The sequence below is a fragment of the Vibrio sp. 2-2(8) genome (assembly GCF_963888495.1).
GTDB classification, from domain to species: Bacteria; Pseudomonadota; Gammaproteobacteria; order Enterobacterales; family Vibrionaceae; genus Vibrio; species Vibrio anguillarum.
Genome location: NZ_CAWPJM010000054.1, coordinates 170,179 through 196,029, shown reverse-complemented (window position 1 = coordinate 196,029; position 25,851 = coordinate 170,179). Strand labels below are relative to the sequence as shown.

24 protein-coding genes are annotated in these 25,851 nt (G+C 46.0%); 11 read left to right on the top strand and 13 right to left on the bottom strand.

Features of this window, described 5'->3' with window-relative positions:
* Positions 1 to 77 precede the first annotated feature (77 nt).
* The 7 genes from lpdA to xerD form a co-directional block, all read right to left on the bottom strand.
* A complete protein-coding gene (lpdA, locus tag AACV12_RS17405) occupies positions 78 to 1,505 on the bottom strand; it encodes a dihydrolipoyl dehydrogenase (RefSeq protein ID WP_013857673.1) in 1,428 nt (475 codons plus the stop codon).
* Between the two features lie 300 nt (positions 1,506 to 1,805).
* Positions 1,806 to 3,689, bottom strand: a complete 1,884-nt coding sequence (gene aceF / locus AACV12_RS17400) for a pyruvate dehydrogenase complex dihydrolipoyllysine-residue acetyltransferase (RefSeq protein ID WP_170901067.1) — start codon at positions 3,687 to 3,689, stop codon at positions 1,806 to 1,808.
* Between the two features lie 18 nt (positions 3,690 to 3,707).
* Positions 3,708 to 6,383: a pyruvate dehydrogenase (acetyl-transferring), homodimeric type gene (gene aceE, locus AACV12_RS17395; RefSeq protein ID WP_013857675.1), complete on the bottom strand. Its 2,676-nt coding sequence runs from the start codon at positions 6,381 to 6,383 to the stop codon at positions 3,708 to 3,710.
* A gap of 53 nt (positions 6,384 to 6,436) precedes the next feature.
* Complete coding sequence (gene pdhR / locus AACV12_RS17390; RefSeq protein WP_096036003.1) at positions 6,437 to 7,204, bottom strand: pyruvate dehydrogenase complex transcriptional repressor PdhR; 768 nt, start codon at positions 7,202 to 7,204, stop codon at positions 6,437 to 6,439.
* Positions 7,205 to 7,734: 530 nt separating this feature from the next.
* The gene (gene recJ / locus AACV12_RS17385) at positions 7,735 to 9,474 is read right to left on the bottom strand and encodes a single-stranded-DNA-specific exonuclease RecJ (protein WP_170901065.1); all 1,740 of its coding nucleotides are present in this window, start codon (positions 9,472 to 9,474) and stop codon (positions 7,735 to 7,737) included.
* Between the two features lie 41 nt (positions 9,475 to 9,515).
* Positions 9,516 to 10,289 (bottom strand): thioredoxin fold domain-containing protein, encoded by a 774-nt coding sequence (locus tag AACV12_RS17380; protein WP_017045785.1) that lies wholly within the window; start codon positions 10,287 to 10,289, stop codon positions 9,516 to 9,518.
* Positions 10,290 to 10,302: 13 nt separating this feature from the next.
* Positions 10,303 to 11,211 (bottom strand): site-specific tyrosine recombinase XerD, encoded by a 909-nt coding sequence (xerD, locus tag AACV12_RS17375; RefSeq protein ID WP_013857679.1) that lies wholly within the window; start codon positions 11,209 to 11,211, stop codon positions 10,303 to 10,305.
* Positions 11,212 to 11,363: 152 nt separating this feature from the next.
* Between xerD and fldB the strand changes: the two genes are divergently transcribed.
* Positions 11,364 to 11,882 carry a flavodoxin FldB gene (gene fldB / locus AACV12_RS17370; protein ID WP_013857680.1) on the top strand — a complete coding sequence of 173 codons (519 nt, stop codon included), beginning with the start codon at positions 11,364 to 11,366 and terminating at the stop codon, positions 11,880 to 11,882.
* Positions 11,883 to 11,903: 21 nt separating this feature from the next.
* Here the strand turns inward: fldB and ampD are convergent, their stop codons facing one another.
* Positions 11,904 to 12,455 (bottom strand): 1,6-anhydro-N-acetylmuramyl-L-alanine amidase AmpD, encoded by a 552-nt coding sequence (ampD, locus tag AACV12_RS17365; protein WP_212752689.1) that lies wholly within the window; start codon positions 12,453 to 12,455, stop codon positions 11,904 to 11,906.
* A 124-nt stretch (positions 12,456 to 12,579) separates the two neighbouring features.
* On the opposite strand from ampD, the gene nadC reads away from it, so the two are divergent.
* The 8 genes from nadC (at position 12,580) to yacG (ending at position 19,722) form a co-directional block, all read left to right on the top strand.
* Positions 12,580 to 13,467: a carboxylating nicotinate-nucleotide diphosphorylase gene (gene nadC, locus AACV12_RS17360; protein WP_017047002.1), complete on the top strand. Its 888-nt coding sequence runs from the start codon at positions 12,580 to 12,582 to the stop codon at positions 13,465 to 13,467.
* A gap of 258 nt (positions 13,468 to 13,725) precedes the next feature.
* A complete protein-coding gene (locus tag AACV12_RS17355) occupies positions 13,726 to 14,181 on the top strand; it encodes a pilin (RefSeq protein ID WP_176428646.1) in 456 nt (151 codons plus the stop codon).
* Positions 14,182 to 14,185: 4 nt separating this feature from the next.
* The gene (pilB, locus tag AACV12_RS17350; RefSeq protein ID WP_170901063.1) at positions 14,186 to 15,874 is read left to right on the top strand and encodes a type IV-A pilus assembly ATPase PilB; all 1,689 of its coding nucleotides are present in this window, start codon (positions 14,186 to 14,188) and stop codon (positions 15,872 to 15,874) included.
* Positions 15,875 to 15,916: 42 nt separating this feature from the next.
* The gene (locus AACV12_RS17345; protein WP_047688859.1) at positions 15,917 to 17,143 is read left to right on the top strand and encodes a type II secretion system F family protein; all 1,227 of its coding nucleotides are present in this window, start codon (positions 15,917 to 15,919) and stop codon (positions 17,141 to 17,143) included.
* 38 nt (positions 17,144 to 17,181) lie between these two features.
* Positions 17,182 to 18,063, top strand: a complete 882-nt coding sequence (locus AACV12_RS17340; RefSeq protein ID WP_013857687.1) for a prepilin peptidase — start codon at positions 17,182 to 17,184, stop codon at positions 18,061 to 18,063.
* A complete protein-coding gene (coaE, locus tag AACV12_RS17335; RefSeq protein ID WP_013857688.1) occupies positions 18,054 to 18,662 on the top strand; it encodes a dephospho-CoA kinase in 609 nt (202 codons plus the stop codon). Before AACV12_RS17340 ends, coaE begins: the two co-directional genes overlap by 10 nt.
* Before the next feature lie 32 nt (positions 18,663 to 18,694).
* The gene (gene zapD, locus AACV12_RS17330) at positions 18,695 to 19,435 is read left to right on the top strand and encodes a cell division protein ZapD (RefSeq protein WP_013857689.1); all 741 of its coding nucleotides are present in this window, start codon (positions 18,695 to 18,697) and stop codon (positions 19,433 to 19,435) included.
* 89 nt (positions 19,436 to 19,524) lie between these two features.
* Positions 19,525 to 19,722, top strand: a complete 198-nt coding sequence (gene yacG, locus AACV12_RS17325; RefSeq protein ID WP_010319526.1) for a DNA gyrase inhibitor YacG — start codon at positions 19,525 to 19,527, stop codon at positions 19,720 to 19,722.
* 69 nt (positions 19,723 to 19,791) lie between these two features.
* Here yacG and rplS read toward each other — a convergent pair whose 3' ends face one another.
* From rplS to ffh, 5 genes are all read right to left on the bottom strand, one after another.
* A complete protein-coding gene (rplS, locus tag AACV12_RS17320; protein WP_010319525.1) occupies positions 19,792 to 20,145 on the bottom strand; it encodes a 50S ribosomal protein L19 in 354 nt (117 codons plus the stop codon).
* Between the two features lie 41 nt (positions 20,146 to 20,186).
* A complete protein-coding gene (gene trmD, locus AACV12_RS17315; RefSeq protein WP_010319524.1) occupies positions 20,187 to 20,933 on the bottom strand; it encodes a tRNA (guanosine(37)-N1)-methyltransferase TrmD in 747 nt (248 codons plus the stop codon).
* 27 nt (positions 20,934 to 20,960) lie between these two features.
* A complete protein-coding gene (rimM, locus tag AACV12_RS17310; protein ID WP_013857691.1) occupies positions 20,961 to 21,515 on the bottom strand; it encodes a ribosome maturation factor RimM in 555 nt (184 codons plus the stop codon).
* A 29-nt stretch (positions 21,516 to 21,544) separates the two neighbouring features.
* On the bottom strand, positions 21,545 to 21,793 hold the full coding sequence (rpsP, locus tag AACV12_RS17305; RefSeq protein WP_010319522.1) for a 30S ribosomal protein S16: 249 nt from the start codon (positions 21,791 to 21,793) through the stop codon (positions 21,545 to 21,547).
* Positions 21,794 to 22,007: 214 nt separating this feature from the next.
* Positions 22,008 to 23,390, bottom strand: coding sequence for a signal recognition particle protein (gene ffh / locus AACV12_RS17300; RefSeq protein WP_019281904.1), 1,383 nt, complete (start codon positions 23,388 to 23,390; stop codon positions 22,008 to 22,010).
* Positions 23,391 to 23,695: 305 nt separating this feature from the next.
* On the opposite strand from ffh, the gene AACV12_RS17295 reads away from it, so the two are divergent.
* Positions 23,696 to 24,490: a cytochrome C assembly family protein gene (locus tag AACV12_RS17295; protein WP_026027563.1), complete on the top strand. Its 795-nt coding sequence runs from the start codon at positions 23,696 to 23,698 to the stop codon at positions 24,488 to 24,490.
* A gap of 83 nt (positions 24,491 to 24,573) precedes the next feature.
* Positions 24,574 to 25,848, top strand: coding sequence for an HlyC/CorC family transporter (locus AACV12_RS17290; protein ID WP_017046996.1), 1,275 nt, complete (start codon positions 24,574 to 24,576; stop codon positions 25,846 to 25,848).
* Positions 25,849 to 25,851: the final 3 nt, after the last annotated feature.

Below are 25,851 nucleotides of genomic sequence, written 5' to 3'. Positions count from 1 at the left end.
CGCTGAATTCAGCGGTTTTTACTATTTAACTAACCAGCAATTTAATGAACCGGCAATTTAACGCATCAGCGTTGAAGTTACTTTTTCTTCTTCGCTTTTGCGTTTGGCAGATCAGTAATCGTGCCTTCAAATACTTCCGCAGCAAGGCCTACCGATTCATGTAACGTTGGGTGAGCATGAATCGTCAAAGCGATATCTTCTGCATCACAACCCATCTCGATAGCCAAACCGATTTCACCAAGCAGTTCGCCGCCGTTAGTACCAACAATAGCTCCACCAATCACGCGGTGAGTCTCTTTATCAAAGATAAGCTTAGTCATACCGTCAGCACAATCAGAAGCGATAGCACGGCCAGAAGCTGCCCATGGGAATGTCGCGACTTCGTAGTTAATGCCTTCTGCTTTGGCTTCTTTTTCAGTTTTACCAACCCAAGCCACTTCTGGCTCAGTGTACGCAATTGAAGGGATAACTTTAGGATCGAAGTAGTGCTTCTTACCAGAAATTACTTCTGCCGCTACGTGGCCTTCATGCACACCTTTGTGCGCCAACATTGGTTGACCAACGATATCACCGATCGCGAAGATATGAGGAACGTTAGTACGCATTTGCTTATCAACATTGATAAAGCCGCGCTCATCCACTTCAATACCTGCTTTTTCAGCATCCATCAGCTTACCGTTTGGTACGCGGCCGATAGCAACAAGAACGGCATCATAACGCTCAGCTTGCGCTGGTGCTTTTTTGCCTTCCATTGAAACGTAGATACCATCTTCTTTTGCTTCAACAGCGGTTACTTTGGTTTCAAGCATCAGGTTAAATTTGTCTTTGATACGTTTGGTGTAGACTTTAACCATGTCTTTATCCGCCGCTGGGATAAGTTGGTCAAACATCTCAACCACATCAATCTTAGAACCTAGCGAGTGGTAAACCGTCGCCATTTCTAGACCGATGATACCACCACCCATGATCAACAGTTTTCCAGGAACTTCTTTCAGTTCAAGTGCATCCGTTGAATCCCAAATGCGTGGGTCTTCATGAGGAATGAATGGCAGTTTAATTGGACGAGAACCAGCTGCAACGATGGCGTTATCAAAGTTAACCACGGTTTTGCCGTCTTCACCTTCAACTTCAATGGCGTTAGGGCCAGTAAATTTGCCGAAACCGTTCACGACAGTCACTTTGCGCATCTTCGCCATGCCGCCAAGACCGCCCGTTAACTGGTTGATAACTTTTTCTTTCCAAAGGCGGATTTTATCGATGTCCGTTTGTGGTTCACCAAACACAATACCGTGCTGGGCCAATGCTTTCGCTTCTTCGATAACTTTTGCAACGTGCAGCAACGCTTTTGATGGGATACAACCCACGTTCAAACACACACCGCCAAGGGTGCTGTAGCGTTCAACAAGTACTGTTTCAAGACCTAAGTCTGCACAGCGGAATGCAGCGGAGTAACCAGCAGGACCGGCACCAAGTACGACGACTTGGGCTTTGATTTCTTTGCTCATTTTGACCTCTTGTAGTCATTATCCCTAACAGGCTGAGTGGATGTTCTCGTTGTTTTTAGTGTTTAATCCAATGAATTAAACCCATGACTGAGCCAATTACTTAAAACAAATGAATTAAAACGAATTATTTTCAGACCGCAACAGTTTACAGAGATGTTAATGGTGTGAAAAGTAAATCCATTTAGCCTGTGAGCTAGACGACAATTCGATTAAGAAAAAACCCTTCATAATCCAATTGTTCAATTATTCGTGTTAACAAGGGCGGCTTTAACGGCCGCCCTCTCTTTCACTAAACTTGGCTTACAGAACCAGACGACGAATGTCTGATAGCGCTCCATTTAGGAATGTGATGAAACGCGCACCTTCCGCACCATCAATCACACGGTGATCGTATGACAGTGATAGTGGCAGTTGTAGGCGTGGTTCGAACTCTTTACCGTTCCACACTGGCTTAAACTCAGACTTAGATACCCCAAGGATACCAACTTCTGGCGCGTTAACGATAGGCGTAAACGCTGTACCGCCGATGCCACCTAAGCTAGAGATAGTGAAACAGCCACCTTGCATGTCTGCAGCGGTCAGTTTACCTGCACGGGCTTTCTTCGATACTTCAGCCAGCTCTCTTGATAGCTCATAAATGCCTTTTTTGTTCACATCTTTGAAGACAGGAACAACAAGACCATTTGGCGTATCAACAGCAATACCCACGTTCACGTACTTCTTCAGAATCAAGCTTTCGCCATCTTCAGAAAGTGAAGAGTTAAACGATGGGAATGCTTCTAGTGCTTTCGCTACCGCTTTCATGATGAACACCAGTGGGGTGATCTTCATGCCAGTGTCGTTCTTCGCTTCAATCGCATTTTGCTCTTTACGGAAGTTCTCAAGCTCGGTGATATCCGCATTATCCCATTGGGTAACGTGTGGGATCATCACCCAGTTACGATGCAAGTTAGCACCAGAGATCTTCTTAATACGTGAAAGCGGTTTTACTTCTGTGTCACCAAACTTGCTGAAGTCCACTTTTGGCCAAGGTAGCAAGCCAAGCGCGGCGCCATCACCTTTACCAGAAGCCACTGCGGCAGAACCCGATTCAAGACGCTTCAGCGCTTCTTTCACGTAGTTTTGCACGTCTTCTTTTAGGATGCGGCTCTTACGGCCAGAACCTTTGACTTTCGCTAGGTTAACACCAAATTCACGCGCAATACGGCGCACAACCGGTGATGCGTGAGAGTACTCATTGTTCTCTTCAAACTCGGCAGGTGCTGCCACCGCTGATTTTACCGCTTCCGCTTTTGGCGCTGATGCGGCTGGAGCCGCTGCTTGCGCAGGGGCCGCTACGGCAACGGGCGCTGCACCGGCAACTTCAAACACCATGATAAGAGAGCCTGTTGACACCTTATCACCAGCCGCCACTTTAATTTCTTTCACAACACCAGCAAACGGCGCAGGAACTTCCATTGATGCTTTATCGCCTTCAACGGTGATAAGAGACTGCTCTTCACTCACGGTATCGCCAACCGCCACCATGATTTCCGTCACTTCGACTTCATCACCACCGATATCCGGTACGTGGATCTCTTTTGCTGCCGAAGCGGCTGGTGCTGCGGCTACAGGTGCTGCCACTTGAGCAGAGGCTGCCGCCGGAGCGGAACCCGCCACTTCAAAGATCATCACCAGTGAGCCTGTCGATACTTTATCGCCCGCGGCCACTTTGATCTCTTTCAGTACACCAGCAAATGGAGCAGGTACTTCCATTGAGGCTTTGTCACCTTCAACCGTCAGTAGAGATTGCTCTTCTACGATTGAATCGCCGACTGCGACCATGATTTCAGTGACTTCCACTTCATCACCGCCGATATCTGGCACGTGAACTTCTTTAAGCTCAGCGACAGCCGCGGCAGCAGGAGCCGCAACCGGTGCAGCTTCCACTGCTGGCGCTGCGACCGCAGCGCCTTCTGCTTCAAAAATCATGATAAGTGAACCGGTCGATACTTTATCGCCAGCGACTACTTTGATTTCTTTTACAATACCCGCTTGAGAAGCGGGTACTTCCATAGAAGCCTTATCACCTTCTACAGTAATAAGAGATTGCTCTTCTTCAACCTTGTCGCCAACGCTGACAAGAATCTCAGTAACTTCAACCTCATCCGCACCAATATCCGGTACATTAATTTCGATTGCCATTATTCTTTCCTACCTTAATTAAGCGTATAGCGGGTTTGTTTTTTCAGTATCGATGTTGAATTTCTTAATCGCTTCAACCACAACTGATTTCTCAACATCACCACGTTTCGCTAGTTCGCTTAGCGCGGCAACCACAACGTAACCTGCATTCACTTCGAAGTGACGACGTAGGTTTTCACGGCTATCAGAACGACCAAAACCATCAGTGCCTAGTACTTTGTATGATTCAGCCGGGATAAACGCACGTGCTTGCTCAGCGTAGTTCTTCATGTAGTCAGTTGCTGCGATGGCAGGCTCGCTACCCATTACTGTTTGAATGTAAGGTACTTGCGGCTGCGCTTCTGGATGAAGCATGTTGTAACGCTCACATGCTTGGCCATCACGAGTCACTTCATTGAATGATGTTACTGAGTAAACATCTGAAGCCACGCCGTACTCATCACTTAAGATTTGAGCCGCTTTGCGTACTTCGTTCATGATCGTACCTGAGCTCATTAACTGAACTTTACCTTTAGAGCCAGTCGTTCCTTGTGGAGCGTAGCTTTCTAATTTGTAGATACCTTTACGAATACCTTCTTCAGCGCCTTGTGGCATTTCAGGCATTGCGTAGTTCTCGTTCATCAGCGTTAGGTAGTAGAACACGTTCTCTTGATCGCCATACATGCGGCGAATACCGTCTTGCATGATGACTGCAACTTCGTAAGCAAATGTTGGATCGTAAGAAAGACAGTTAGGAACCGTTGCCGCCAATATGTGCGAGTGACCATCTTCGTGCTGTAGACCTTCACCGTTCAGCGTCGTACGACCAGCGGTAGCGCCCAATAGGAAACCACGTGCTTGTTGGTCACCTGCCATCCATGCCATGTCGCCAACGCGTTGGAAACCAAACATAGAGTAGTAGATGTAGAACGGAATCATTGGCAGATCGTTTGTCGAGTATGAAGTTGCAGCAGCAACCCATGAAGACATAGCACCCAGCTCGTTAATCCCTTCTTGCAGTACCTGACCTGAAGTCGCTTCTTTATAGTAAGAAACGATGTCGCGGTCTTGAGGAGTGTAGTTCTGACCGTGCGGGTTATAGATACCGATTTGACGGAACAGGCCTTCCATACCGAAAGTACGTGCTTCATCTGCAATGATTGGCACAATATTTTTACCAATGCTCTTATCTTTGAGCAAAATGTTCAACGCACGGACAAACGCCATTGTGGTTGAGATTTCTCGTTTTTGCTCTTCAAGCAGAGGCTTGAACTCTTCAACCGCTGGAATCACAAGTTCTTGAGTGAACTTAGGCAAGCGTTGAGGTGTGTAACCTTTTAGCGCTTTACGGCGAGCGTGTAAGTATTCGTGCTCTTTCGAGCCTTCTGCCAATGTTAGGTATGGCAACTCTTTCACAGCTTCATCTGTTAGAAGATCTTGTAGACCAAGACGATCACGCAGTTGCAGCACGTGAGTCATGTCCATTTTCTTCACTTGGTGAGCGATGTTCTTACCTTCTGCCGCTTCACCCATGCCGTAACCTTTAACGGTCTTCGCCAGAATCACGGTTGGCTTGCCTTTCGTGTCTTGAGCATTAGTAAAGGCTGCGTACAGTTTAGAAGACTCGTGACCACCACGCTTAAGCGCGAAAATTTGATCGTCAGTCATGTCAGCAACAAGCGCCGCTGTTTCTGGGTATTTACCAAAGAAGTGTTTACGCACGTAAGCACCATCTTTCGCTTTAAATGTTTGGTAGTCACCATCGATGGTTTCGTTCATCAACTGAAGCAGCTTACCTGTGGTGTCTTTCGCCAGTAGAGAATCCCAGTTGTTACCCCAAATCACTTTAACAACGTTCCAACCTGCGCCTTTAAATAGGCCTTCAAGTTCTTGGATGATCTTACCGTTACCCATGACCGGGCCGTCTAGACGTTGCAAGTTACAGTTGATAAGGAAACATAGGTTATCAAGCTTCTCACGAGCAGCGAATGAAATCGCACCGCGTGATTCTGGCTCATCCATCTCGCCATCACCTAGGAACGCGTATACACGCTGTTCAGAAGTGTCTTTCATACCACGGCCATCAAGATATTTGAGGAAACGCGCTTGATAGATTGCAGAAATTGGACCCAGCCCCATAGATACGGTCGGGAATTGCCAGAATTCAGGCATCAATTTCGGGTGTGGGTAGGAAGGAATACCTTTGCCATCCACTTCTTGGCGGAAGTTGTCAAGTTGCTCAGCCGTTAGGCGGCCTTCAACGAACGCACGTGCGTAGATCCCTGGAGAGATGTGACCTTGATAATAAACCAAGTCACCGCCATCTTTTTCATTCGGCGCACGGAAGAAGTGGTTAAAACATGTTTCGTAGAACGAAGCAGAAGACTGGAATGACGCCATGTGGCCGCCAAGATCGAGGTCTTTTTTCGATGCACGTAGAACGATCATAATCGCGTTCCAACGGATGATTGAGCGAATGCGACGCTCAAGCGTTGTGTCACCTGGGTATGCTGGTTCTTGCGCAGCTGGAATGGTGTTGATGTAGTTCGTGGTAATACCGGTTGGCATATCAACACCGTCTAGACGTGCTTTATCTAGAATTTGCTCAAGTAAGAACTGAGCGCGTTCTACACCTTCTTCACGTACAACTGACTCAAGGGCGGCTAGCCATTCCTGAGTTTCCAGTGCATCTACGTCATGCTTCATGTCAGACATGGCGATCTATCCTTCTATTGGTTGGATCTATAAAACAAGCAATTCGCCGTAGGTTACGACTCATTACCCTGCTGAATTCGGCGCAACGAACGCTCACGACGAGACTCTTCTTTGGTCAAATCCAACAATGTTTCTTCGATATAAGCTAAGTGAGAATGGGACATTTCGCGCGCCTTTTCCGGCTGACCAGAAACGATCGCATCCACGATATTAGCTCGGTGTCTACTTACTTTATCCACCACTTCATGGCGGCGGTGTAATAGTTTTAAATTCTGTAGAACATTTTGCTCAAGCAAAGGAGCGAGGCTGCGAACAATATGCAAAAGCACCACGTTGTGGGCCGCTTCAGTGAGAGCGACTAAAAACGCGACCACCGCAGACGCTTCTGCTTCGACCTCTTTTTTCGCTTGTTGTTCACCAATTCTCGCCAAACAGGCTTGAATGCGAGCAAAATCTTCCTCAGTACCACGCAATGCTGCGAAATAAGCTGAAATACCTTCCATCGCGTGGCGCGATTCCAATAGATCGAGCTGGGTTTCAGAGTGGCTAGACAATAAATTTAGCAGAGGATCAGAAAAACTCTGCCAAATGTTCTCACTGACAAACGTACCTCCACCTTGACGGCGGGTTAATAAACGCTTGGCTTCGAGGCGTTGAATGGCTTCACGAATGGATGGACGAGACACCTCGAACTGTTTTGCCAGTTCTCGTTCTGGAGGCAATTGTTGCCCCGGAGAGAGTGTTCCTTCCACTATCAGCCTTTCTAACTCCTGTTCAATTACATCAGAGAGTTTTGGCTGACGAATCCTTTGATAAGCCATAATTTATTATTCTTCTACTCTTTGCAGTCAATTGGTAATACCAATTTCAAGTTGGTGCAGAAATTAACATAATTAAAACGTAGCTGTCCAGCCAAAAGTTGACCTAAATCATAGAACAGCCCACGCTTAAACACTTTGATAACAATAGTCGATTAAAACAGCAATATTATTGGTCAGACCAATTACAAAATGAATACAGATGGGGAAATAATGGGCTAGAAATGGGGAAACATTCTTTGGCTCCTCCCCCTTCAAGGGGGAGGCTGGGAGGGGGTGTAATTAGAAAAACACAAAATCAATCAAAAGATACACCCCACCCTAACCCTCCCCTTAAAGGGGAGGGAAGATCACTTAACCGCAATCTTTCAAGAGGAAACATTCGTTGGCTCCTCCCTCTTCTAGGGGGAGGCTGGGAGGGGGTGTAATTCGGAAAACACAAAATCAATCAAAAGATATACCCCACCCTAACCCTCCCCTTAAAGGGGAGGGAAGGTTATGTCACGCATCGAAAGAAGAGAAATATCAAGCCGTTACTTCGCTTCGAGGTGATCAATCATCAATTGCAATGACTGATTGCCGCGAAACTCATTAATATCAAGCTTATACGCAAGACGCACCGTTTTCACCGACGCATCTGGCCAGCGTCTTAAATCGACATTAAAAGCAATGCCATCGATCATAATGTTGGTTGGGTGGCCTTTGAATAACGGCTCAAGCATCAGTTTCAAATGCTTTTCCCCCACCAGCTTTTGGTGCAGTAGTTTGAACTCACCGTCAAAGAGAGGTTCAGGAAACGCCTGCCCCCATGGGCCACCGGAACGCAAGGTTTCAGCGGTGTGCATCGAGAACTCTTCAGGTGTTAACTCCCCGTCGGATAAAATCACGCCCTTGAGCGCGCTTTCATCTAACTCGCGACGTACAGCTTGATCAAACAGCTCAGCAAAACGCTCAAACTCTTTTTCGGCAATAGTTAAACCTGCCGCCATCGCGTGACCACCAAATTTGACGATTAAACCGGGGTTTTGTGTATCAATGCGATCCAGCACATCGCGCATGTGTAACCCAGCAACAGAGCGGCATGACCCTTTGATACTGCCATCGCCACCATCGGCAAACGCAATCACAGGGCGATGATATTTATCTTTAATACGTGAGGCTAAAATACCAATCACACCTTGGTGCCAATCGCGTTGAAACAGCACTAAACCGTGCGGCAATTCGCTATTTTCACTCAGTTGTAAGCGCTCACAAAAAGCCAGCGCTTCTTGCTTCATCCCCTCTTCAATCTCTTTACGAGTTTGGTTAAGGCCATCCAGCTCACTAGCCATTCTACGCGCAGAATGAATGTCATTGCACATTAGCAGCTCAACGCCAAATGACATATCATCCAAGCGCCCTGCCGCATTGATGCGTGGCCCTAACGCAAAGCCAAAATCCGAGGCAACTAAACGCCTCGCGTCACGTTTAGCAACCTCAATCAAAGCTTGAATACCCGGCCTTGCATGCCCGGCGCGAATGCGTTGCAAACCTTGATGCACTAAAATGCGATTGTTTTCATCGAGCGGCACAACATCAGCGACAGTACCCAGTGCGACTAAGTCAATCAGCTCCATCAACTTGGGTTCACTCATACCTTGTCGAGTAAACCAGCCGTTTTTTCGCATATGCACGCACAGCGCCATCATCAAATAGAAAGCCACCCCTACGCCAGCTAATGCCTTCGAGGGAAACGGGCAGTTAGCCAAATTGGGATTCACCATCGCATCAACCTCTGGCAACTCGTGTCCCGGTAAATGGTGATCGGTCACCAAGACAGTCAGCCCTTGCTGCTTGGCATAACGCACCCCGTCGATAGAGGAGACGCCATTATCGACCGTCATGATCATCTGCGCGCCAAGCTCAATCGCTTGATCGACCACTTCAGGGCTTAAGCCATAACCATCTTCAAAACGGTTAGGCACGAGATAGTCCACATTGTTCGATCCCAACATTCGCAACGCCAAAACAGATAAGGCGCAACTGGTTGCGCCATCAGCATCAAAATCCCCGACGACTATGATGCGCTGCTGCTGCTCAATGGCGTAAAAAAGTAGTTGTACCGCTTGCTCTATACCACCTAATTGTTGGTAGGAATGCAGTGCTTTCGCAGCCTTGTCGAGTTGTTCAAGGTTCGTGATACCACGGTTGATATAGATACGTTTAAGCAGTGTAGGAATCGTGTCAGGGAGTTGCGAAAGATCGGGGGCTGGTCTTTGTTTTATTTCAATCATAAATCAGCGGGCTCAAGAACACTCAAGCCCGACTCCTAAAGTTATTGAATCTGCTGAAGGCGTTGCAACAATTGCTCTGGTGGTAAATAACCGCCAACCATTTCGCCATTCGGTAGGAAAATCGCAGGCGTGCCGTTGATGCCTAACTCACGCCCGAGCTGATAGTGTTTGGTAATCAACTGCTTAGCTTGTTGGATGTTCTGCCCTGCTTCTGGCAATTGATGATTGGTTTTTGCCTCATTCATCGCTGCCATTTTATCATCTGCATTCCAGATAGCGGCCATCTGATCAGCTACCTGCCCCGTAACGCCTTGACGCGGGTAAGCCATGTAGCGCACGGTGATCCCTAAATCGTTATACCCTTTCATTTGACTATGCAAACGAGTGCAATAACCACAGGTAATATCAGTAAAAACAGTCACCACGTATTTTTCATTGGCGGCTTTGTATTCGATCATACTCGATTCAAACTGCGCGATCTTCGCCGCATTAACGGGCGCTTGGCGTTTGGCTAACACATCGACATAACCACCATTCTTATCTAATTCATACAAGGTTCCGGCGATAAAATGGCTCGCGTCAGGCGCAGAAAACAGCACGCCACCGGAAGTTTGCACTTCAATAACCCCCGGAATATCAGAAGCTTGAACACTCAGTACTTCCAATCCGAGTTTAGAAAAACGTTGTTCAAAAACCGTTTTATCAAGCGCAGCCGCTTGCACAGCCGTTGACGTCACTTGCTCTGTGGTTTCGGCGTTACACGCCACAGCAAAAAGTGGCAATGTAAGAAGAGTCAGTTGGCGTAATACGCTCATTAAATTCACCTTTTCAAGCCCTTGGATGGTGCTCGCTATGTAATTGTTTAAGTCGCTCAGTCGCAACATGAGTATAAATTTGCGTGGTCGATAAGTCACTATGACCGAGCAGCATTTGCACTACACGCAAATCGGCACCGTAATTGAGTAGATGCGTGGCAAAAGCATGCCTTAATACGTGTGGAGAGAGTTTTTCCACATCGATTTGTGCGATCACTGCGTAGTGTTTAATTCGGTGCCAAAAGGTTTGACGAGTCATCTGCCTTGCTCGTCGGCTGGGGAAAACCACATCCGACGTTTGTTCGCCCAGCAAAGTAGACCGCCCTTGTTCAAGAAAAGTTTCAATCCAATCAACGGCATTTTCGCCCATCGGTACAAGACGCTCTTTGCCACCTTTACCAATCACTCTTACTACGCCTTGACGTAAACTGATATTTTCCATGGTCAGTGAAACCAATTCGGTCACCCGTAGCCCTGTTGCATACAAGAGTTCCAACATCGCTCTGTCACGTAATTCTAGAGGATTATTAGTATCGGGAGCATTCAATAAATCTTCCACTTGCTGCTCAGATAAATCTTTAGGCAGACGCTGCGGCAATTTAGGGCTAATTAAGAGCGCGCTCGGATCATCGCCGCGGAGCTTCTCACGGTGAAGATATTGAAATAAACGACGAATCGCCGACAACATACGTGCCCGCGAGGTTTGCTTATAGTCTTGATCAGCGAGCCACGCTTGGTACTGCTGCAAACCAGTGACACTAATAAAGTCAAGGCGATAATTATTGTGCTGCATCCATTGCAACAATTTCGTCAGATCATTGCGATACGATGAGAGCGTGTTTTCAGCTAAACCACGCTCCATCCACATCGCATCTAAAAACTGTTCCACAACCCCTTGATCAGGAGAAATATATTCAGACACATCAAACCTCTGTGGTGAAAATCGAGTTGCTCAGGTTATGTGAGCCACTGGTTTAATACCATAAAAAAACATCATCGGCAGGATAATCGCTGCAAAGCGCGTCATTTTATGGTTAGAATTCACTATTCTTGATTTAAAACGAACACAAAATTATGAAGATCGGTCTTTTTTACGGCTCAACAACTTGTTATACCGAAATGGCAGCAGAGAAGATCCGTGCGCTCATCGGTGAGGATTTGGTGGAGATTCACAATGTGAAAGAAACGCCACTCTCTTTGATGAGCAACTATGATCTTTTAATACTGGGCATCTCAACTTGGGACTTTGGCGAAATCCAAGAAGATTGGAGCGCAATATGGGATCAAATCGGTGGCGTGTCGCTAAACGGCAAGTACGTCGCATTATTCGGCTTAGGCGATCAAGAAGGTTATGGCGAATGGTACCTCGATGCGATGGGGATGCTGCATGATGAGCTAAAACAAATTGGTGCTCAATTGATTGGCTACTGGCCCAACCAAGGCTACCATTTTGAAGCGTCAAAAGCCCTAACGAAAGATGGCCGCCACTTTGTTGGTCTCGCACTCGATGAAGATTCGCAATACGAGCAAAGCGACGAACGCATTCAATGCTGGGTTGAGCAAATTTTAGTGGAATATCACGATTCGATTTAATTCGTTGTTCGCTATTTGTTGTTAGCCATTTGCTGCCAACAAGGCTCGATAGCAACGCCAATCAAACACCAAACCGGGGTCAGTTTTGCGTAGTGGTGCAATGTATTGATGCCCGGTAATGCGTTGATTGGTGATGAGCGGATAACGCCGCTGCAATGCACACGTCAAAGTCGCTAAGGCTTGATATTGCGCAGGAGTATAAGCCGTCTCATCGCTCCCTTCCAATTCAATCCCAATCGAATAATCATTGCATTTTGCACGACCAGCGAAGCTTGACTGGCCCGCATGCCAAGCTCTGGCATTAAATGGCACAAATTGCACTACTTCTCCCTCTCGCCGAATGAGGCAGTGAGCCGAGACGCGCATCTGGTGGATGGTTTGAAAAAAAGGGTGTTGATTCGGGTCAAGCGTGCCAGTGAAAAACTGCTCAATATATGGGCCGCCGAACTGGCCCGGAGGCAAGCTGATATTATGTACCACCAGCAATGAAATATCTTGCGCATCGCTTCGCTGATCATAAAACGGCGATGGCACTCGACGTGCGCTTTGATACCAACCCTTTTTATCGATCATCAGTTGCCCCCTTACACTCAAACAAAAATGAACCTTAGCCAGAGGAAATGCGAGATTAGTGGCTGAATTTGAGTAAAACTCAGCGTATCATTCTCACTCTGTTCAACACCATATTAGATTTGCGATGAAAAATACACACAACAGCCAACAACGCCTTGATTATCTGAAACAGCAACTCCCATTGGAAATTACTCGTGCCGTTAGCGATGCACTCAGAGAAGATCTCGGTGGCAGCTTGGATGCGACTGCTGATATCACCGCAAACCTTATTCCAGCGGATGCGCGTAATAGCGCGACTCTCATCACCCGTGAACATGGCGTATTTTGTGGCCAAGCATGGGCAGAGGAAGTCTTCAAACAACTTGGTGGTGAAGTGAAAATTGACTGGCATGTCCAAGATGGTGATCAAGTTAAGCCAAACCAAGTTTTGTGCACTCTTGAAGGTCCAGCTCGCGCGCTGCTGACTGGTGAACGCAATGCGATGAACTTCATTCAAACCTTGTCAGGTTGCGCCAGCATTACTGCTCAGTATGCCAAACAGCTAGAAGGCACCGAATGCCGACTACTTGATACACGCAAAACTATCCCTGGCCTGCGCAGCGCACTGAAATATGCTGTCGCGTGTGGCGGCGGCTTTAACCATCGTATTGGCGTGTTTGATGCTTATTTAATTAAAGAAAACCATATCATTGCTTGTGGCGGTATTACCCAAGCCATCAGCACCGCTAAACAGCTCAACCCCGGTAAACCTGTCGAAGTCGAAACCGAAAGCTTGCAAGAGTTAGAAGAGGCGATTCAAGCGGGTGCTGACATCATTATGCTGGATAATTTTAGCATTGAGATGATGCGCGAAGCGGTAGCAATTAACGCAGGCCGCGCGGCTTTAGAAAATTCGGGTAACGTCACATTAGAAACCATTGGCGATTACGCGCGAACCGGTGTCGATTACATCTCAGTCGGCGCGCTGACTAAGCACATTAAAGCACTCGATCTCTCAATGCGCTTTCAGTAATTAATTACATCAATTATTGGAATAAAGATCAAAAATTTCAAATAGTTAAGGAAGCCGGGCGAGCTTCCTTTTTTATTGCTTGCGTATCAAAATCAAGACGGCATTTTTAAGTCAGTCGTATTTCAGTGATTGATATATGCAACTAAACAGGTAAAAAATCCAAATCGCTCGCGCACTGCTCTTTATCTCATTCCCACCAACCCACAAGCTTCTTATGCTCTGCCCATCCTTATGCGTTCAAACGGAGCAAAACAAATAATGAACACAAATAAGAAAACGAAACAAAGTGGTTTTACCTTAATTGAATTGATGATTGTGGTAGGAATTATTGGTGTACTTAGCGCGATTGCAATCCCTGCATATAAGAGCTATTTGATCAAAACAGAGTCTAATACAGCCGTCAGTATTCCTAGAACATTACTTACAAATATTGATTTATATATACAAGAAAAAGGCAGTTTCCCTGAAACAACAGAAGCGAGCGAAGTTGGTGCAGCTTCAGATATGAGCGCAATGGGGACCCTAGCATTAACTAAGAATGCCACCACACCTACAAATGGAACCTTAGTTTTTACTGTCAATAATGCTGATGCATCTATAAAAGATAAAAAAATAACATACACACGTACAAATTCAGGCTGGAAGTGCACGCATGATATTCCCGAAGCATTATTGGAAAAAGATCTTAAAGGATGCTTAAGAACGATTCCTTGATAAAATGCTAACCAACCTCCCTGCGATTCTGCGTCAGGCTCAGATATTGAGCCCGACGCAAGAACACGCAGTTATTGAACATATCAAAGCGTCTGGTGCGAGTGTGCCTGAAGCTTTGCTCGCATTGGATTTTTTCCATCCTCATGATCTGACTGAGCAGTTAAGTACCCTTTTTGGCTTACCGGACACCGACTTAACCCGCTACGACTACCCACAGCTCTGCCAACAGCTTGGTTTGCGTGATCTCATCACCCGTTACCAAGCACTGCCGATTGCCCATAATGGCCAAACCCTGACTATCGCGGTTTCCGACCCGACCCATTTACAAGTGGAAGATGATTTTCGCTTCGCGACAGGCTTACAAGTCGAACTGGTTTTAGCCGACTACAAAGCGCTGCAAGCAGCCATCCGGCGCTTGTATGGCCGAACAATTCAAGGATCCTCTTCTTCAGGGAAAGAGATCAGCCAAGATGAACTGGCGAACTTAGTTAAGCTGTCTGATGATGAGATTCAATCGATTGAAGACCTCAGCCAAGATGACGCACCAGTCAGCCGTTTTATTAACCAAATCCTGCTTGATGCGGTGCGAAAAGGCGCATCCGATATCCATTTCGAACCGTACGAAGCGCTTTACCGAGTACGATTGCGCTGTGATGGTATTTTGGTGGAAACGCAGCGTCCCTCAAGCAACTTAAGTCGCCGGCTTGCCGCGCGGCTTAAAATTTTATCCAAACTCGATATTGCCGAACGGCGCTTACCACAAGATGGACGAATTAAACTGCGGTTGAATCAAGACACCGCCATCGATATGCGCGTTTCCAGCCTCCCTACTTTATGGGGTGAAAAAATCGTACTGCGCCTACTTGATAGCAGTGCTGCTAACTTAGATATCGACAAATTGGGTTATAACGACCAGCAAAAACAACTCTACTTAGCTGCGCTGAAAAAACCACAAGGGATGATTTTAATGACGGGCCCGACGGGCAGCGGAAAAACCGTCTCGCTCTATACGGGGCTACGCATTTTAAATACTGCTGAAGTGAACATTTCTACCGCTGAAGATCCGGTTGAAATTAACTTATCCGGTATTAACCAAGTTCAAGTGCAGCCAAAAATTGGCTTTGGCTTTGCGCAAGCATTACGCTCCTTCTTACGGCAAGATCCCGACATTGTGATGGTTGGCGAAATCCGCGATTTAGAAACTGCCGAAATCGCCGTGAAAGCAGCACAAACCGGGCATTTAGTTCTTTCTACCTTGCATACTAACTCCGCCGCCGAAACGGTGATTCGCTTAAGTAATATGGGAATTGAAGCGTTTAACTTAGCCTCTTCACTCAGTTTAATTATTGCCCAACGTTTGGCTCGTCGCCTTTGTCGGCACTGCAAAATTGCCGTCGTGCCCTCAATGCAGTTGCAGCAACATTTTCAGCTGCTAGCGACGGAAACTATTTATGAAGCGAATCCGCATGGTTGCAACGAATGCACAGGGGGCTATTCAGGTCGAGTCGGCATTTATGAAGTGATGGCGTTTAACCCACAGCTGGCCGAAGCGATTATGCAAAAAGCAAGCATTCATCAAATAGAACAGATCGCGAAAGCCAACGGAATGCAGACACTACAAGAATCAGGCATTGAAAAGCTCAAAAACGGCGTAACCAGCTTCAAAGAGCTGCAACGCGTGCTCTATTTCTAACGCTTTGATCCCTCTTAGCTAGCCATTGAGTGACTCTATTGTATGAACACAAAAATCAAATCAGAACTCAAAAATTATCGTTGGAAAGGCATCAATAGTTCGGGCAAAAAAGTATCTGGCCAAACTCTCGCTTTAACCGAACTGGAAGTGCGTGACAAACTTAAAGAGCAGCACATTCAGATCAAAAAAATCAAAAAAGGGGGCGTCTCTTTTATCACCCGCTTGACTCATCGCGTGAAGGCCAGAGACATCACCATTCTGACACGCCAATTGGCGACCATGCTGACCACGGGCGTGCCCATCGTGCAAGCCTTAAAACTGGTCGGAGATAACCATCGCAAAGCCGAAATGAAATCCATTTTGTCGCAAGTCACCAAAGGGGTTGAAGCCGGAACGCCAATTTCCAAAGCGATGCGTACCGCCAGCACCCATTTCGATACCTTGTATGTTGATCTCATTCACACAGGTGAACAGTCAGGTAACTTGGCTGAAGTGTTTGAGCGGCTAGCGACTTATCGAGAAAAAAGTGAACAACTGCGCGCTAAAGTCATTAAAGCGCTCATCTACCCAACCATGGTGGTGTTGGTCGCGTTAGGTGTTTCTTACTTAATGCTTACTATGGTGATCCCTGAGTTTGAAAGCATGTTCAAAGGATTCGGAGCCGAATTACCTTGGTTTACACAGCAAGTATTGAAACTCTCTCATTGGGTGCAAAGTTACAGTTTGTGGGTACTCATCATCATAATCCTCACCACAATTGCCGTGAAAGCAGTACGCCAAAAATCTTTTTTAATACGCTTAAAAACCAGCCGATTAGGATTAAAGTTTCCCATTCTTGGCGGGGTGATAGGCAAAGCCTCTATTGCTAAATTCAGTCGCACACTCGCCACCAGTTTTAGTGCAGGCATTCCGATTTTAGCCAGCTTAAAAACCACCGCCAAAACCGCTGGCAATGTCCATTTTGAGACGGCGATTAATGAGGTCTATCGTGATACAGCAGCCGGTATGCCAATGTATATTGCGATGCGTAATACCGAAGCCTTTCCTGAAATGGTGCTGCAAATGGTGATGATTGGTGAAGAATCAGGCCGATTGGATGACATGCTCAATAAAGTCGCCACCATTTACGAATTTGAAGTTGATAATACCGTCGATAACTTAGGCAAAATTCTCGAACCATTGATCATTGTCTTTTTGGGTACGGTGGTCGGCGGTTTGGTGGTGGCAATGTACTTGCCCATCTTTAACTTAATGAGTGTATTAGGATAGTATTAGCACTGCTAATCTTTTAATTATCGAGTCTGTGCATGGAAGTTTTTATTTATTACCCTTGGCTCTTTCCACTTTTTGCAGCGTTGTTTGGCTTAATCGTGGGGAGTTTTCTCAATGTGGTCATTTATCGTCTACCCAAAATCATGGAGCGAGAATGGCGACAAGAGTGCGCTGACTGCTTTCCCGAATATCACATTGCGCCACCGGAAGGGCAACTCACGCTCAGTGTCCCTCGTTCTAGCTGCCCACACTGTGATACGCCAATCCGTATTATTGATAATATTCCGCTACTCAGTTGGCTCTTTTTAAAAGGGAAATGTTCCCGTTGCCAAGGCCCGATCAGTGCACGCTATCCTTTGATTGAACTGCTCACCGCCAGTATGAGCTTTGTCGTGGCTAGCCACTTCGGTTTTAGTTATTTTTCACTAGCGCTATTGTTTTTCACTTTTGTGCTCATCGCGGCGACGTTTATCGATTTCGATACCATGCTGTTACCCGACAAGCTGACACTGCCACTACTGTGGGCGGGCCTCAGCTTATCATTGATGCACATTAGCCCAGTCAGTTTGCAAGATGCAGTGATCGGCGCCATTGCTGGCTATCTGAGCTTATGGTCGGTCTATTGGCTGTTTAAACTCGTCACAGGCAAAGAAGGAATGGGTTATGGCGATTTCAAACTGCTGGCTGCTCTCGGCGCTTGGTTGGGCTGGCAATATCTGCCCATCATCATTCTCATGTCATCTGTGGTTGGCATTGTCTTTGGCCTAATTCAATTGCGCTTGCAAAAAAAAGGGATCGACAAAGCCTTTCCTTTTGGCCCCTATCTCGCCATTGCTGGCTGGCTAACCTTGCTGTGGGGTAACGATATTATGAGTTGGTATTTAGGTTCAATTATGGGGTTATCGTCATGGGGTTAGTGGTGGGTTTAACAGGCGGGATTGCCAGCGGAAAAAGCACCGTTGCTCATTTATTTCAGCAGCATTTCTCGATTGATGTCGTGGATGCTGACATCATCGCTCGAGAAGTCGTCGAACCAGGTAGTGAAGGATTAACGGCGATTTGCGCGCACTTTGGCCTCACCATATTAAAGCCCGATGGACAATTAGATCGCACCGCGTTAAGAGAAAAGATCTTTGCTGATGAGCAAGAAAAGGCTTGGCTTAATCAGCTTCTTCACCCAATGATCCGTGCAAAAATGATTGCTGATTTAGCAAAAACCACCTCGCCTTATGCTTTATTGGTTGTGCCATTATTGATAGAAAATAACCTACAAACCTTAGTCGATCGCATCTTAGTGGTTGATGTTGATCTAAAAACCCAAATCGCTCGCACTATGGCAAGAGACAAGGTATCAGAGCAACAAGTCCGTTCGATCTTAGCCGCTCAAGCGAGCCGTGAGCAAAGATTGCAATACGCTGACGATGTGATTAAAAATAGCGCAGAAAACCAAAAACTTTTGCCTCAAATCACAGAATTACACAAAAAGTATCTAGCCATATGCAGCCTAAGTCTGTAAGAATAACCCAGACCGGACCTAAGGCTAGCTAGATGACCACGCATAAGTTTGAACACCCACTGAACGAAAAAACTCGTATCTATTTAAGAGTCGAAGCGCTGCTTAACCAGTTGATGCATTCCGCTCAGTTTCGTGACGGTATTCAACACCAACTCTTCTTTCGTTCATTGTTTGATTTACTCGAAATCTTCGAACAGATCCAACTCAAAAGCGAGTTGGCTAAAGATATTGAAAAACAGCGTTTGAACTACCGTAGCTGGCTCAATGTGGATGGTGTTGATCAAGAAATGTTGCTATCGCTCCTTGAAGAGATCGACGAGGTCCATCGTAATTTAATGAGCGCTGAACGCTTTGGTCAATCACTCAAAGAAGATCGTTTCTTAAGCACGATTCGCCAACGTTTTAATTTACCGGGCGGGTCGTGCTGTTTTGACCTGCCAGCCCTGCACTACTGGCTACACATTCCGATAGAAAAGAAGACCCAAGATGCGCACCAATGGATGGAAACGCTGCGACCGTTATCAGATGCGTTGCAACTTTGGTTGAAGTTAACCCGCGAAACGGGCCATTTTAAAGCACGCCTAGCACGATTAGGTTTTTATCAAAGCGATGCCGAAGACGCTAATATCTTGCGCTTGTCGATCCCACTTGAGTATGGGGTATATCCCATGATCTCTGGCCATAAAAATCGCTTCGCGATTAAATTTATCGAATTCCAATCAGGCCAAGCAACAGGGCGCGATATCGAGTTTGATCTCGCCGTCTGCTGTTAATCAATTCCGCTTCAATTCCCGACTGACTCTTACTTTCCATTGCGTTAGGTAATACACTTACGCCTATCCATCGTTACTTGAAGTCCGTTATGTCAAAGAAAATTACCATTGTAAAATGCCCGCAGTGCAAAGCCGATGTCGAATGGGGAGAACAGAGCCCTTATCGTCCTTTTTGTTCCAAACAGTGTCAGATGATCGATTTTGGCGAGTGGGCCGATGAGGAAAAAAGTATTCCCGGTGCACCGGATATGTCAGACAGTGATGGTTGGTCAGAAGATCAATATTAGCGTACATATAAAAACAGGGGTCGATTACTCGACCCCTGTTTATTACTATGAGAACGCTAGTTTATAGCATTACTTCTTAGCAAGTTTCTCTTTGATACGAGCTGACTTACCAGAACGCTCACGTAGGTAGTACAGTTTGGCACGACGTACTGCACCGCGGCGTTTAACTTCAATGCTATCAACCACTGGAGAGTGAGTTTGGAACGTACGCTCAACACCTTCACCGTTAGAGATCTTACGAACAGTGAATGCAGAGTGTAGGCCACGGTTACGGATTGCGATTACAACGCCTTCAAAAGCCTGTAGACGCTCACGATCACCTTCTTTTACCTTAACTTGAACAACAACAGTGTCACCTGGTGCGAATTTAGGTAGGCCTTGTTTCATTTGCTCTTCTTCAAGAGCCTTGATGATGTTACTCATTTTAAAAATTCCTAGAATAAACTGATACTAAATTAAATAGGTTACTGATGTATTTGAGTTTCTTTAATGAACTCAACCAGTAATAGTTCCTGTTCGTCAGTCAGAGCTAGGTTTTCCAGGAGCTCTGGCCTTCTATGCCAAGTTCGGCCCAACGACTGTTTCAGTCGCCAGCGACGAATATCCTCGTGATTACCGGATTTCAGTACCGCAGGTACTTCTTTTCCATCTAACACTTCAGGACGCGTATAGTGCGGGCAATCTAGCAAGCCATTTGCAAAAGAATCCTCTTCTGCTGATGCGAAATCTCCTAATACTCCCGGAACAAACCGAGAGACAGAATCAATCAACGTCATGGCTGGCAGTTCGCCGCCTGTCATCACAAAATCACCAATCGACCATTCTTCGTCAACTTCTGATTGGATGATACGCTCATCTACCCCTTCATAGCGTCCGCAAATAAGAACTAGGTTCTCATTTGTCGCCAGCTCTTCGACTCCTTTTTGGTCGAGTTTTCGACCTTGAGGAGAAAGGTAAATGACTTTCGTCTTTCCCGGTGCGGCTTGTTTTGCTGCATGAATGGCATCGCGCAAAGGCTGAACCATCATGAGCATTCCAGGACCACCACCGTAAGGTCTGTCATCGACGGTGCGATGTTTGTCATGAGTGAAATCTCGAGGATTCCAAGCTTCAATAGACAGCAAACCTTTTTTAACCGCTTGACCTGTTACTCCAAAATCAGTAACAGAACGGAACATTTCAGGAAATAGGCTTATAACGCCAACCCACATGTGTTCTCTCGCTCTGAAATTTTAGAGTTAGAATGCCGGATCCCAGTCAACTTCGATCCGTCGAGCTTCGCGATCAACATTCTTGATCACTTGCTCTTCAAGGTACGGTACCAACCGTTCCTTTTGGCCAAAAGCATCTTTCAAATTCGCTTTCACAACCAGAACATCGTTGGAGCCAGTTTCTAATAGGTCAGTGACCTCACCAAGGTTATACCCCTTAGTGGTAATAACTTGCATACCGAACAATTCACGCCAGTAGAATTCATCTGCTGACAATTCTGGTAATGATGCGGGATCAATAGCAATTTCAAAGTTGGTGAGTAGATGTGCGTCTTCTCGAACATCTAAACCTTCAAGTTTTACCACCATACTCTTACCATGGCGCTTCCAACTCTCTACTTTGTACTCGATCCACTGGCCTTTTTGGTTAATAAACCAAGGGCTGTAATCAAAAATACTTTCAGCTTCGTCTGTGTAGGAAAAAACTTTGAGCCAGCCACGAATGCCATAGGTAGCACCAAACTTGCCCATAACAATCTTTTCGTTTTCTTTGCTCATTGTTTCTTTACCTTTCATCGACATAAGCTAATGTTCTTCTATAAAAGTAAGAATTAAGCCGCTTTTTGAGCGTCTTTTACTAGCTTAGCTACGCGATCAGATAGAGATGCGCCTTGACCAACCCAATGGTTAACGCGATCTAGATCAACACGTAGGCCTTCTTCTTGGCCAGTAGCCGTAGGATTAAAGAAACCTACTTTCTCGATGAAACGGCCAGTTACTGCGTTACGGCTATCCGCAACTACGATTTGATAAAATGGACGCTTTTTAGCGCCGTGACGTGCCAAACGAATGGTTACCATGTCGTCCTCTTTGCTTTCTCAATAATAAAATTAACCCCAAAAACCATTTACGAAAAACAGTCTGGGGTCTCGTGCCAAAATAAAGCCTCGGAATTTTACTCTTATTCCGAGGCTTTGCAAGGGGTTTAGCTATTTTTTCACCAGCAGAAGCATTATGCTTTTGCAGTGATGAGCATCACGCTTTAGTAAATTTTAAGCATCGCAATGAGTTAGGTTAACGACCAAAGAAACCACCGCCGCCCATGCCACCCATTCCGCCCATCATGCCTTGCATATTACGCATCATGCCTTTCATGCCACCTTTCTGCATTTTTTTCATCATTTTCTGCATTTGGGTGAACTGTTTCAGTAAGCGGTTAACATCTTGTACTTGGGTGCCAGAACCCGTCGCGATACGTTTTTTACGTGAACCTTTTATCATGTCTGGGTGCTGGCGCTCGTGCATGGTCATCGAACAGATGATCGCTTCCATCTGCTTGAACATCTTATCATCGACCTTGTCTTTCACGTTCGCTGGTAGGTTTGCCATGCCAGGCAGTTTATCGAGCATGCCCATCATGCCGCCCATATTCTGCATTTGCCCGAGCTGTTCGCGGAAATCTTCTAAATCAAATCCTTTCTTTTCCTTGAATTTTTTAGCTAGGCGTTCTGCTTGCTCGTGATCAACATTACGTTGTAGATCTTCAATTAATGAGAGAACATCGCCCATTCCCAATATGCGTGATGCAATACGATCAGGATGGAAAGGCTCGAGCGCGTCAGTTTTTTCACCGACCCCTAAGAATTTAATCGGTTTACCGGTGATATGACGAACGGAAAGTGCGGCACCACCTCGAGCATCACCATCAACTTTGGTTAAGATAACCCCCGTTAACGGCAGCGCATCACCAAAGGCTTTTGCGGTGTTCGCGGCATCTTGCCCCGTCATGGCATCCACAACGAACAATGTTTCAATCGGATTAATCGCCGCATGCAGATCTTGGATCTCTGCCATCATCAGTTCATCAATAGCAAGACGGCCTGCAGTGTCGACAATCAGCACATCGAAGAATTTCTTCTTCGCATGGTCAATGGCCGCATTGGCGATATCAATCGGTTTTTGGTCGGCTGAAGAAGGAAAAAATTCAACGTCCAGATCGTTAGCTAGAGTTTCAAGCTGTTTTATGGCCGCTGGGCGATAAACGTCAGCCGAAACCACCAGTACTTTCTTTTTATCACGTTCTTTAAGCAGCTTAGCAAGCTTACCAACACTGGTGGTTTTACCCGCCCCTTGTAAACCCGCCATTAAAATCACTGCTGGCGGCTGGGCTGCAAGGTTAAGCGCTTCGTTTGATTCGCCCATTACCGCTTCAAGCTGCGCTTGAACAATCTTGATGAACTCTTGTCCCGGTGTCAGCGATTTAGACACCTCAACACCCACTGCGCCCTCTTTAACGCGCGCGACAAAATCACGCACTACAGGCAGTGCAACGTCCGCTTCAAGCAGCGCCATGCGCACTTCGCGTAGGGTTTCTTTAATATTGTCTTCGGTGAGACGGCCTTTGCCGCTGATATTTTTCAGCGTCTTGGATAGTCGATCCGTTAAATTTTCAAACATCGTTGTCTCTTCGCTAGTTCGGCGATTAATTGGGGTCAGTATACCTTAGCCAATCTAATAGTCATACCCATTGACGCTTCGCGATAAGCGACTTAAACCCGTAAACGTAACATTGGGTCCCCAAAACAGGGGGGTCAAAAAGAGTTATCTCTGCGATTTATAGAATAAAAGCCTTCACCCTGTTAATTATTTGCACCATGACCTCAACTAAGGTGGGTATATGTCAAATCAATCGGTATCCAACGTAGCTCATTATCGTGATGCAAGGTATAATTCGTCAATTCAGCCACCATTTTGTAAGAAGTATGGAAAACTTAATCGCAATAGTCGCCACTATTTTGTATTTTTTATCCATAGCGACCATTATTCCAGGCTTAGTTAATCAAACTGGGATTCGTGCGCAGACAGTATTGTTCAGTTCAGCACTGGCGCTGGCTTTTCATGCGTGGTTACTGAGTGATTTAATCTTCAACGCTAATGGGCAAAACCTCAGTATGCTCAATGTGGCATCATTGATAAGCTTTATCATCTCACTGGTGATGAGCATTGCGATGTTAAAAACGCGATTGTGGTTTCTGTTGCCGGTGGTGTATAGCTTCGCCGCGATCAACGTCAGCGCCGCCTCATTTCTTCCCAGCATGTTCATGACTCACTTAGAAAACAATCCGCCACTGTTGTTGCATATTTCTCTAGCACTATTTTCGTATTCAACCCTTTCGATTGGCGCACTCTACGCTTTGCAATTGGCTTGGCTGGACTACAAGCTAAAGAAAAAGAAGATGCTAACCATCAACCCCAATTTGCCACCACTACTGATGGTAGAAAGGCAACTGTTTAAAATCATCTTGATAGGTAACGTATTACTTACTGGTACCTTGATTACTGGTTTTGATTTTGTCGGTGATATGTTTGCTCAAGGCAAAGCGCATAAAGGCATTTTGTCTTTCATTGCTTGGGTTGTCTATTCTGTATTGTTGTGGGGACATTACCGAAAAGGTTGGCGCGGTAGAAAAGTGACTTGGTTTGCTGTCGCTGGTGCAACCTTACTCACACTGGCCTACTTTGGTAGCCGTTTTGTAAAAGAAATCATTTTGAGCTAACTCAACACGTTTGATAGCGTATTGACACATTCATTTAATTAGATCATTACTTAATCACACTATTTATAAGGAAACACCACGTTTTGGACGACATTTCAACGGGTATATTGTTTGCACTACTCGCGGGTCTCATCGTAATTTCGGCTTATTTTTCAGGTTCAGAAACCGGCATGATGTCTTTGAACCGCTACCGCTTAAAGCACTTGGCCAATACTGGCCACAAAGGTGCAAAGCGTGTCGAAAAACTGCTTGATCGTCCAGATCGCCTCATTGGTTTGATCCTCATTGGCAACAACCTAGTCAATATTTTAGCTTCTGCAATTGCCACTATTATTGGTATGCGCCTTTATGGGGATCTAGGAGTGGCCATTGCCACTGGTGCGCTGACGTTGGTCGTTCTGGTTTTTGCTGAAGTGACGCCAAAAACATTAGCAGCGCTTTACCCTGAACGCGTCTCTTACGCCAGCAGCATCTTACTGACCTTCTTAATGAAGATATTGTCACCATTGGTGATGTTCATTAACTTCATCACCAATGGTTTCATCCGCTTACTAGGCCTTAAAGCCAAGCATGGGGCGGAGGATCATCTAAGCTCTGAAGAGTTGAGAACCGTCGTCAACGAAGCGGGTGGCCTTATTCCTCGTCGCCACCAAGATATGCTGCTTTCCATTCTCGATCTCGAACATGTCACGGTGAACGACATCATGATCCCACGTAACGAAATTACTGGTATCAATATTAACGATGATTGGAAATCTATCGTGCGTCAGTTAACTCACTCGCCACACGGACGCGTGGTGCTTTACCGAGACAAAATTGATGAAGCGGTGGGCATATTACGCCTTCGTGATGCTTCTCGTTTGATGTTGGAAAAAAAAGAGTTCAATAAAGAGATGATTTTACGTGCCGCTGATGAAGTCTACTTCATCCCGGAAGGCACACCGCTCAACGTACAATTACTTAAATTCCAACGCAACAAAGAGCGGATTGGCCTGATCGTTGATGAATACGGTGATATCAATGGCTTGATCACTGTTGAAGATATTCTCGAAGAGATTGTGGGGGAATTCACCACCTCAATGGCACCAAGCTTAGCCGATGAAATTACACCACAAAGTGATGGCAGCTTCTTGATTGATGGCAGCGCAAATATCCGTGACATTAACAAAGGGCTGAAGTGGAAACTGCCAACGACGGGCCCAAGAACCTTAAACGGTTTACTTTTGGAGCACCTTGAAGATATTCCAAGTAGCCATTTAAGTGTCAAAGTTTCTGGCCATGCGATGGAGATTGTAGATGTAGAAGAAAACCGCATTAAGCAGGTTAAAGTCTTTCCACGCAAAACCAAAAAACATTAATCG

Coding starts and splice junctions, on each gene's coding strand:
- lpdA (WP_013857673.1), bottom strand. CDS start 1,505: ATGAGCAAAGAAATCAAAGCCCAAGTCGTCGTACTTGGTGCCGGTCCT.
- aceF (WP_170901067.1), bottom strand. CDS start 3,689: ATGGCAATCGAAATTAATGTACCGGATATTGGTGCGGATGAGGTTGAA.
- aceE (WP_013857675.1), bottom strand. CDS start 6,383: ATGTCTGACATGAAGCATGACGTAGATGCACTGGAAACTCAGGAATGG.
- pdhR (WP_096036003.1), bottom strand. CDS start 7,204: ATGGCTTATCAAAGGATTCGTCAGCCAAAACTCTCTGATGTAATTGAA.
- recJ (WP_170901065.1), bottom strand. CDS start 9,474: ATGATTGAAATAAAACAAAGACCAGCCCCCGATCTTTCGCAACTCCCT.
- AACV12_RS17380 (WP_017045785.1), bottom strand. CDS start 10,289: ATGAGCGTATTACGCCAACTGACTCTTCTTACATTGCCACTTTTTGCT.
- fldB (WP_013857680.1), top strand. CDS start 11,364: ATGAAGATCGGTCTTTTTTACGGCTCAACAACTTGTTATACCGAAATG.
- ampD (WP_212752689.1), bottom strand. CDS start 12,455: ATGATCGATAAAAAGGGTTGGTATCAAAGCGCACGTCGAGTGCCATCG.
- nadC (WP_017047002.1), top strand. CDS start 12,580: ATGAAAAATACACACAACAGCCAACAACGCCTTGATTATCTGAAACAG.
- AACV12_RS17355 (WP_176428646.1), top strand. CDS start 13,726: ATGAACACAAATAAGAAAACGAAACAAAGTGGTTTTACCTTAATTGAA.
- pilB (WP_170901063.1), top strand. CDS start 14,186: ATGCTAACCAACCTCCCTGCGATTCTGCGTCAGGCTCAGATATTGAGC.
- AACV12_RS17345 (WP_047688859.1), top strand. CDS start 15,917: ATGAACACAAAAATCAAATCAGAACTCAAAAATTATCGTTGGAAAGGC.
- AACV12_RS17340 (WP_013857687.1), top strand. CDS start 17,182: ATGGAAGTTTTTATTTATTACCCTTGGCTCTTTCCACTTTTTGCAGCG.
- coaE (WP_013857688.1), top strand. CDS start 18,054: ATGGGGTTAGTGGTGGGTTTAACAGGCGGGATTGCCAGCGGAAAAAGC.
- zapD (WP_013857689.1), top strand. CDS start 18,695: ATGACCACGCATAAGTTTGAACACCCACTGAACGAAAAAACTCGTATC.
- yacG (WP_010319526.1), top strand. CDS start 19,525: ATGTCAAAGAAAATTACCATTGTAAAATGCCCGCAGTGCAAAGCCGAT.
- rplS (WP_010319525.1), bottom strand. CDS start 20,145: ATGAGTAACATCATCAAGGCTCTTGAAGAAGAGCAAATGAAACAAGGC.
- trmD (WP_010319524.1), bottom strand. CDS start 20,933: ATGTGGGTTGGCGTTATAAGCCTATTTCCTGAAATGTTCCGTTCTGTT.
- rimM (WP_013857691.1), bottom strand. CDS start 21,515: ATGTCGATGAAAGGTAAAGAAACAATGAGCAAAGAAAACGAAAAGATT.
- rpsP (WP_010319522.1), bottom strand. CDS start 21,793: ATGGTAACCATTCGTTTGGCACGTCACGGCGCTAAAAAGCGTCCATTT.
- ffh (WP_019281904.1), bottom strand. CDS start 23,390: ATGTTTGAAAATTTAACGGATCGACTATCCAAGACGCTGAAAAATATC.
- AACV12_RS17295 (WP_026027563.1), top strand. CDS start 23,696: ATGGAAAACTTAATCGCAATAGTCGCCACTATTTTGTATTTTTTATCC.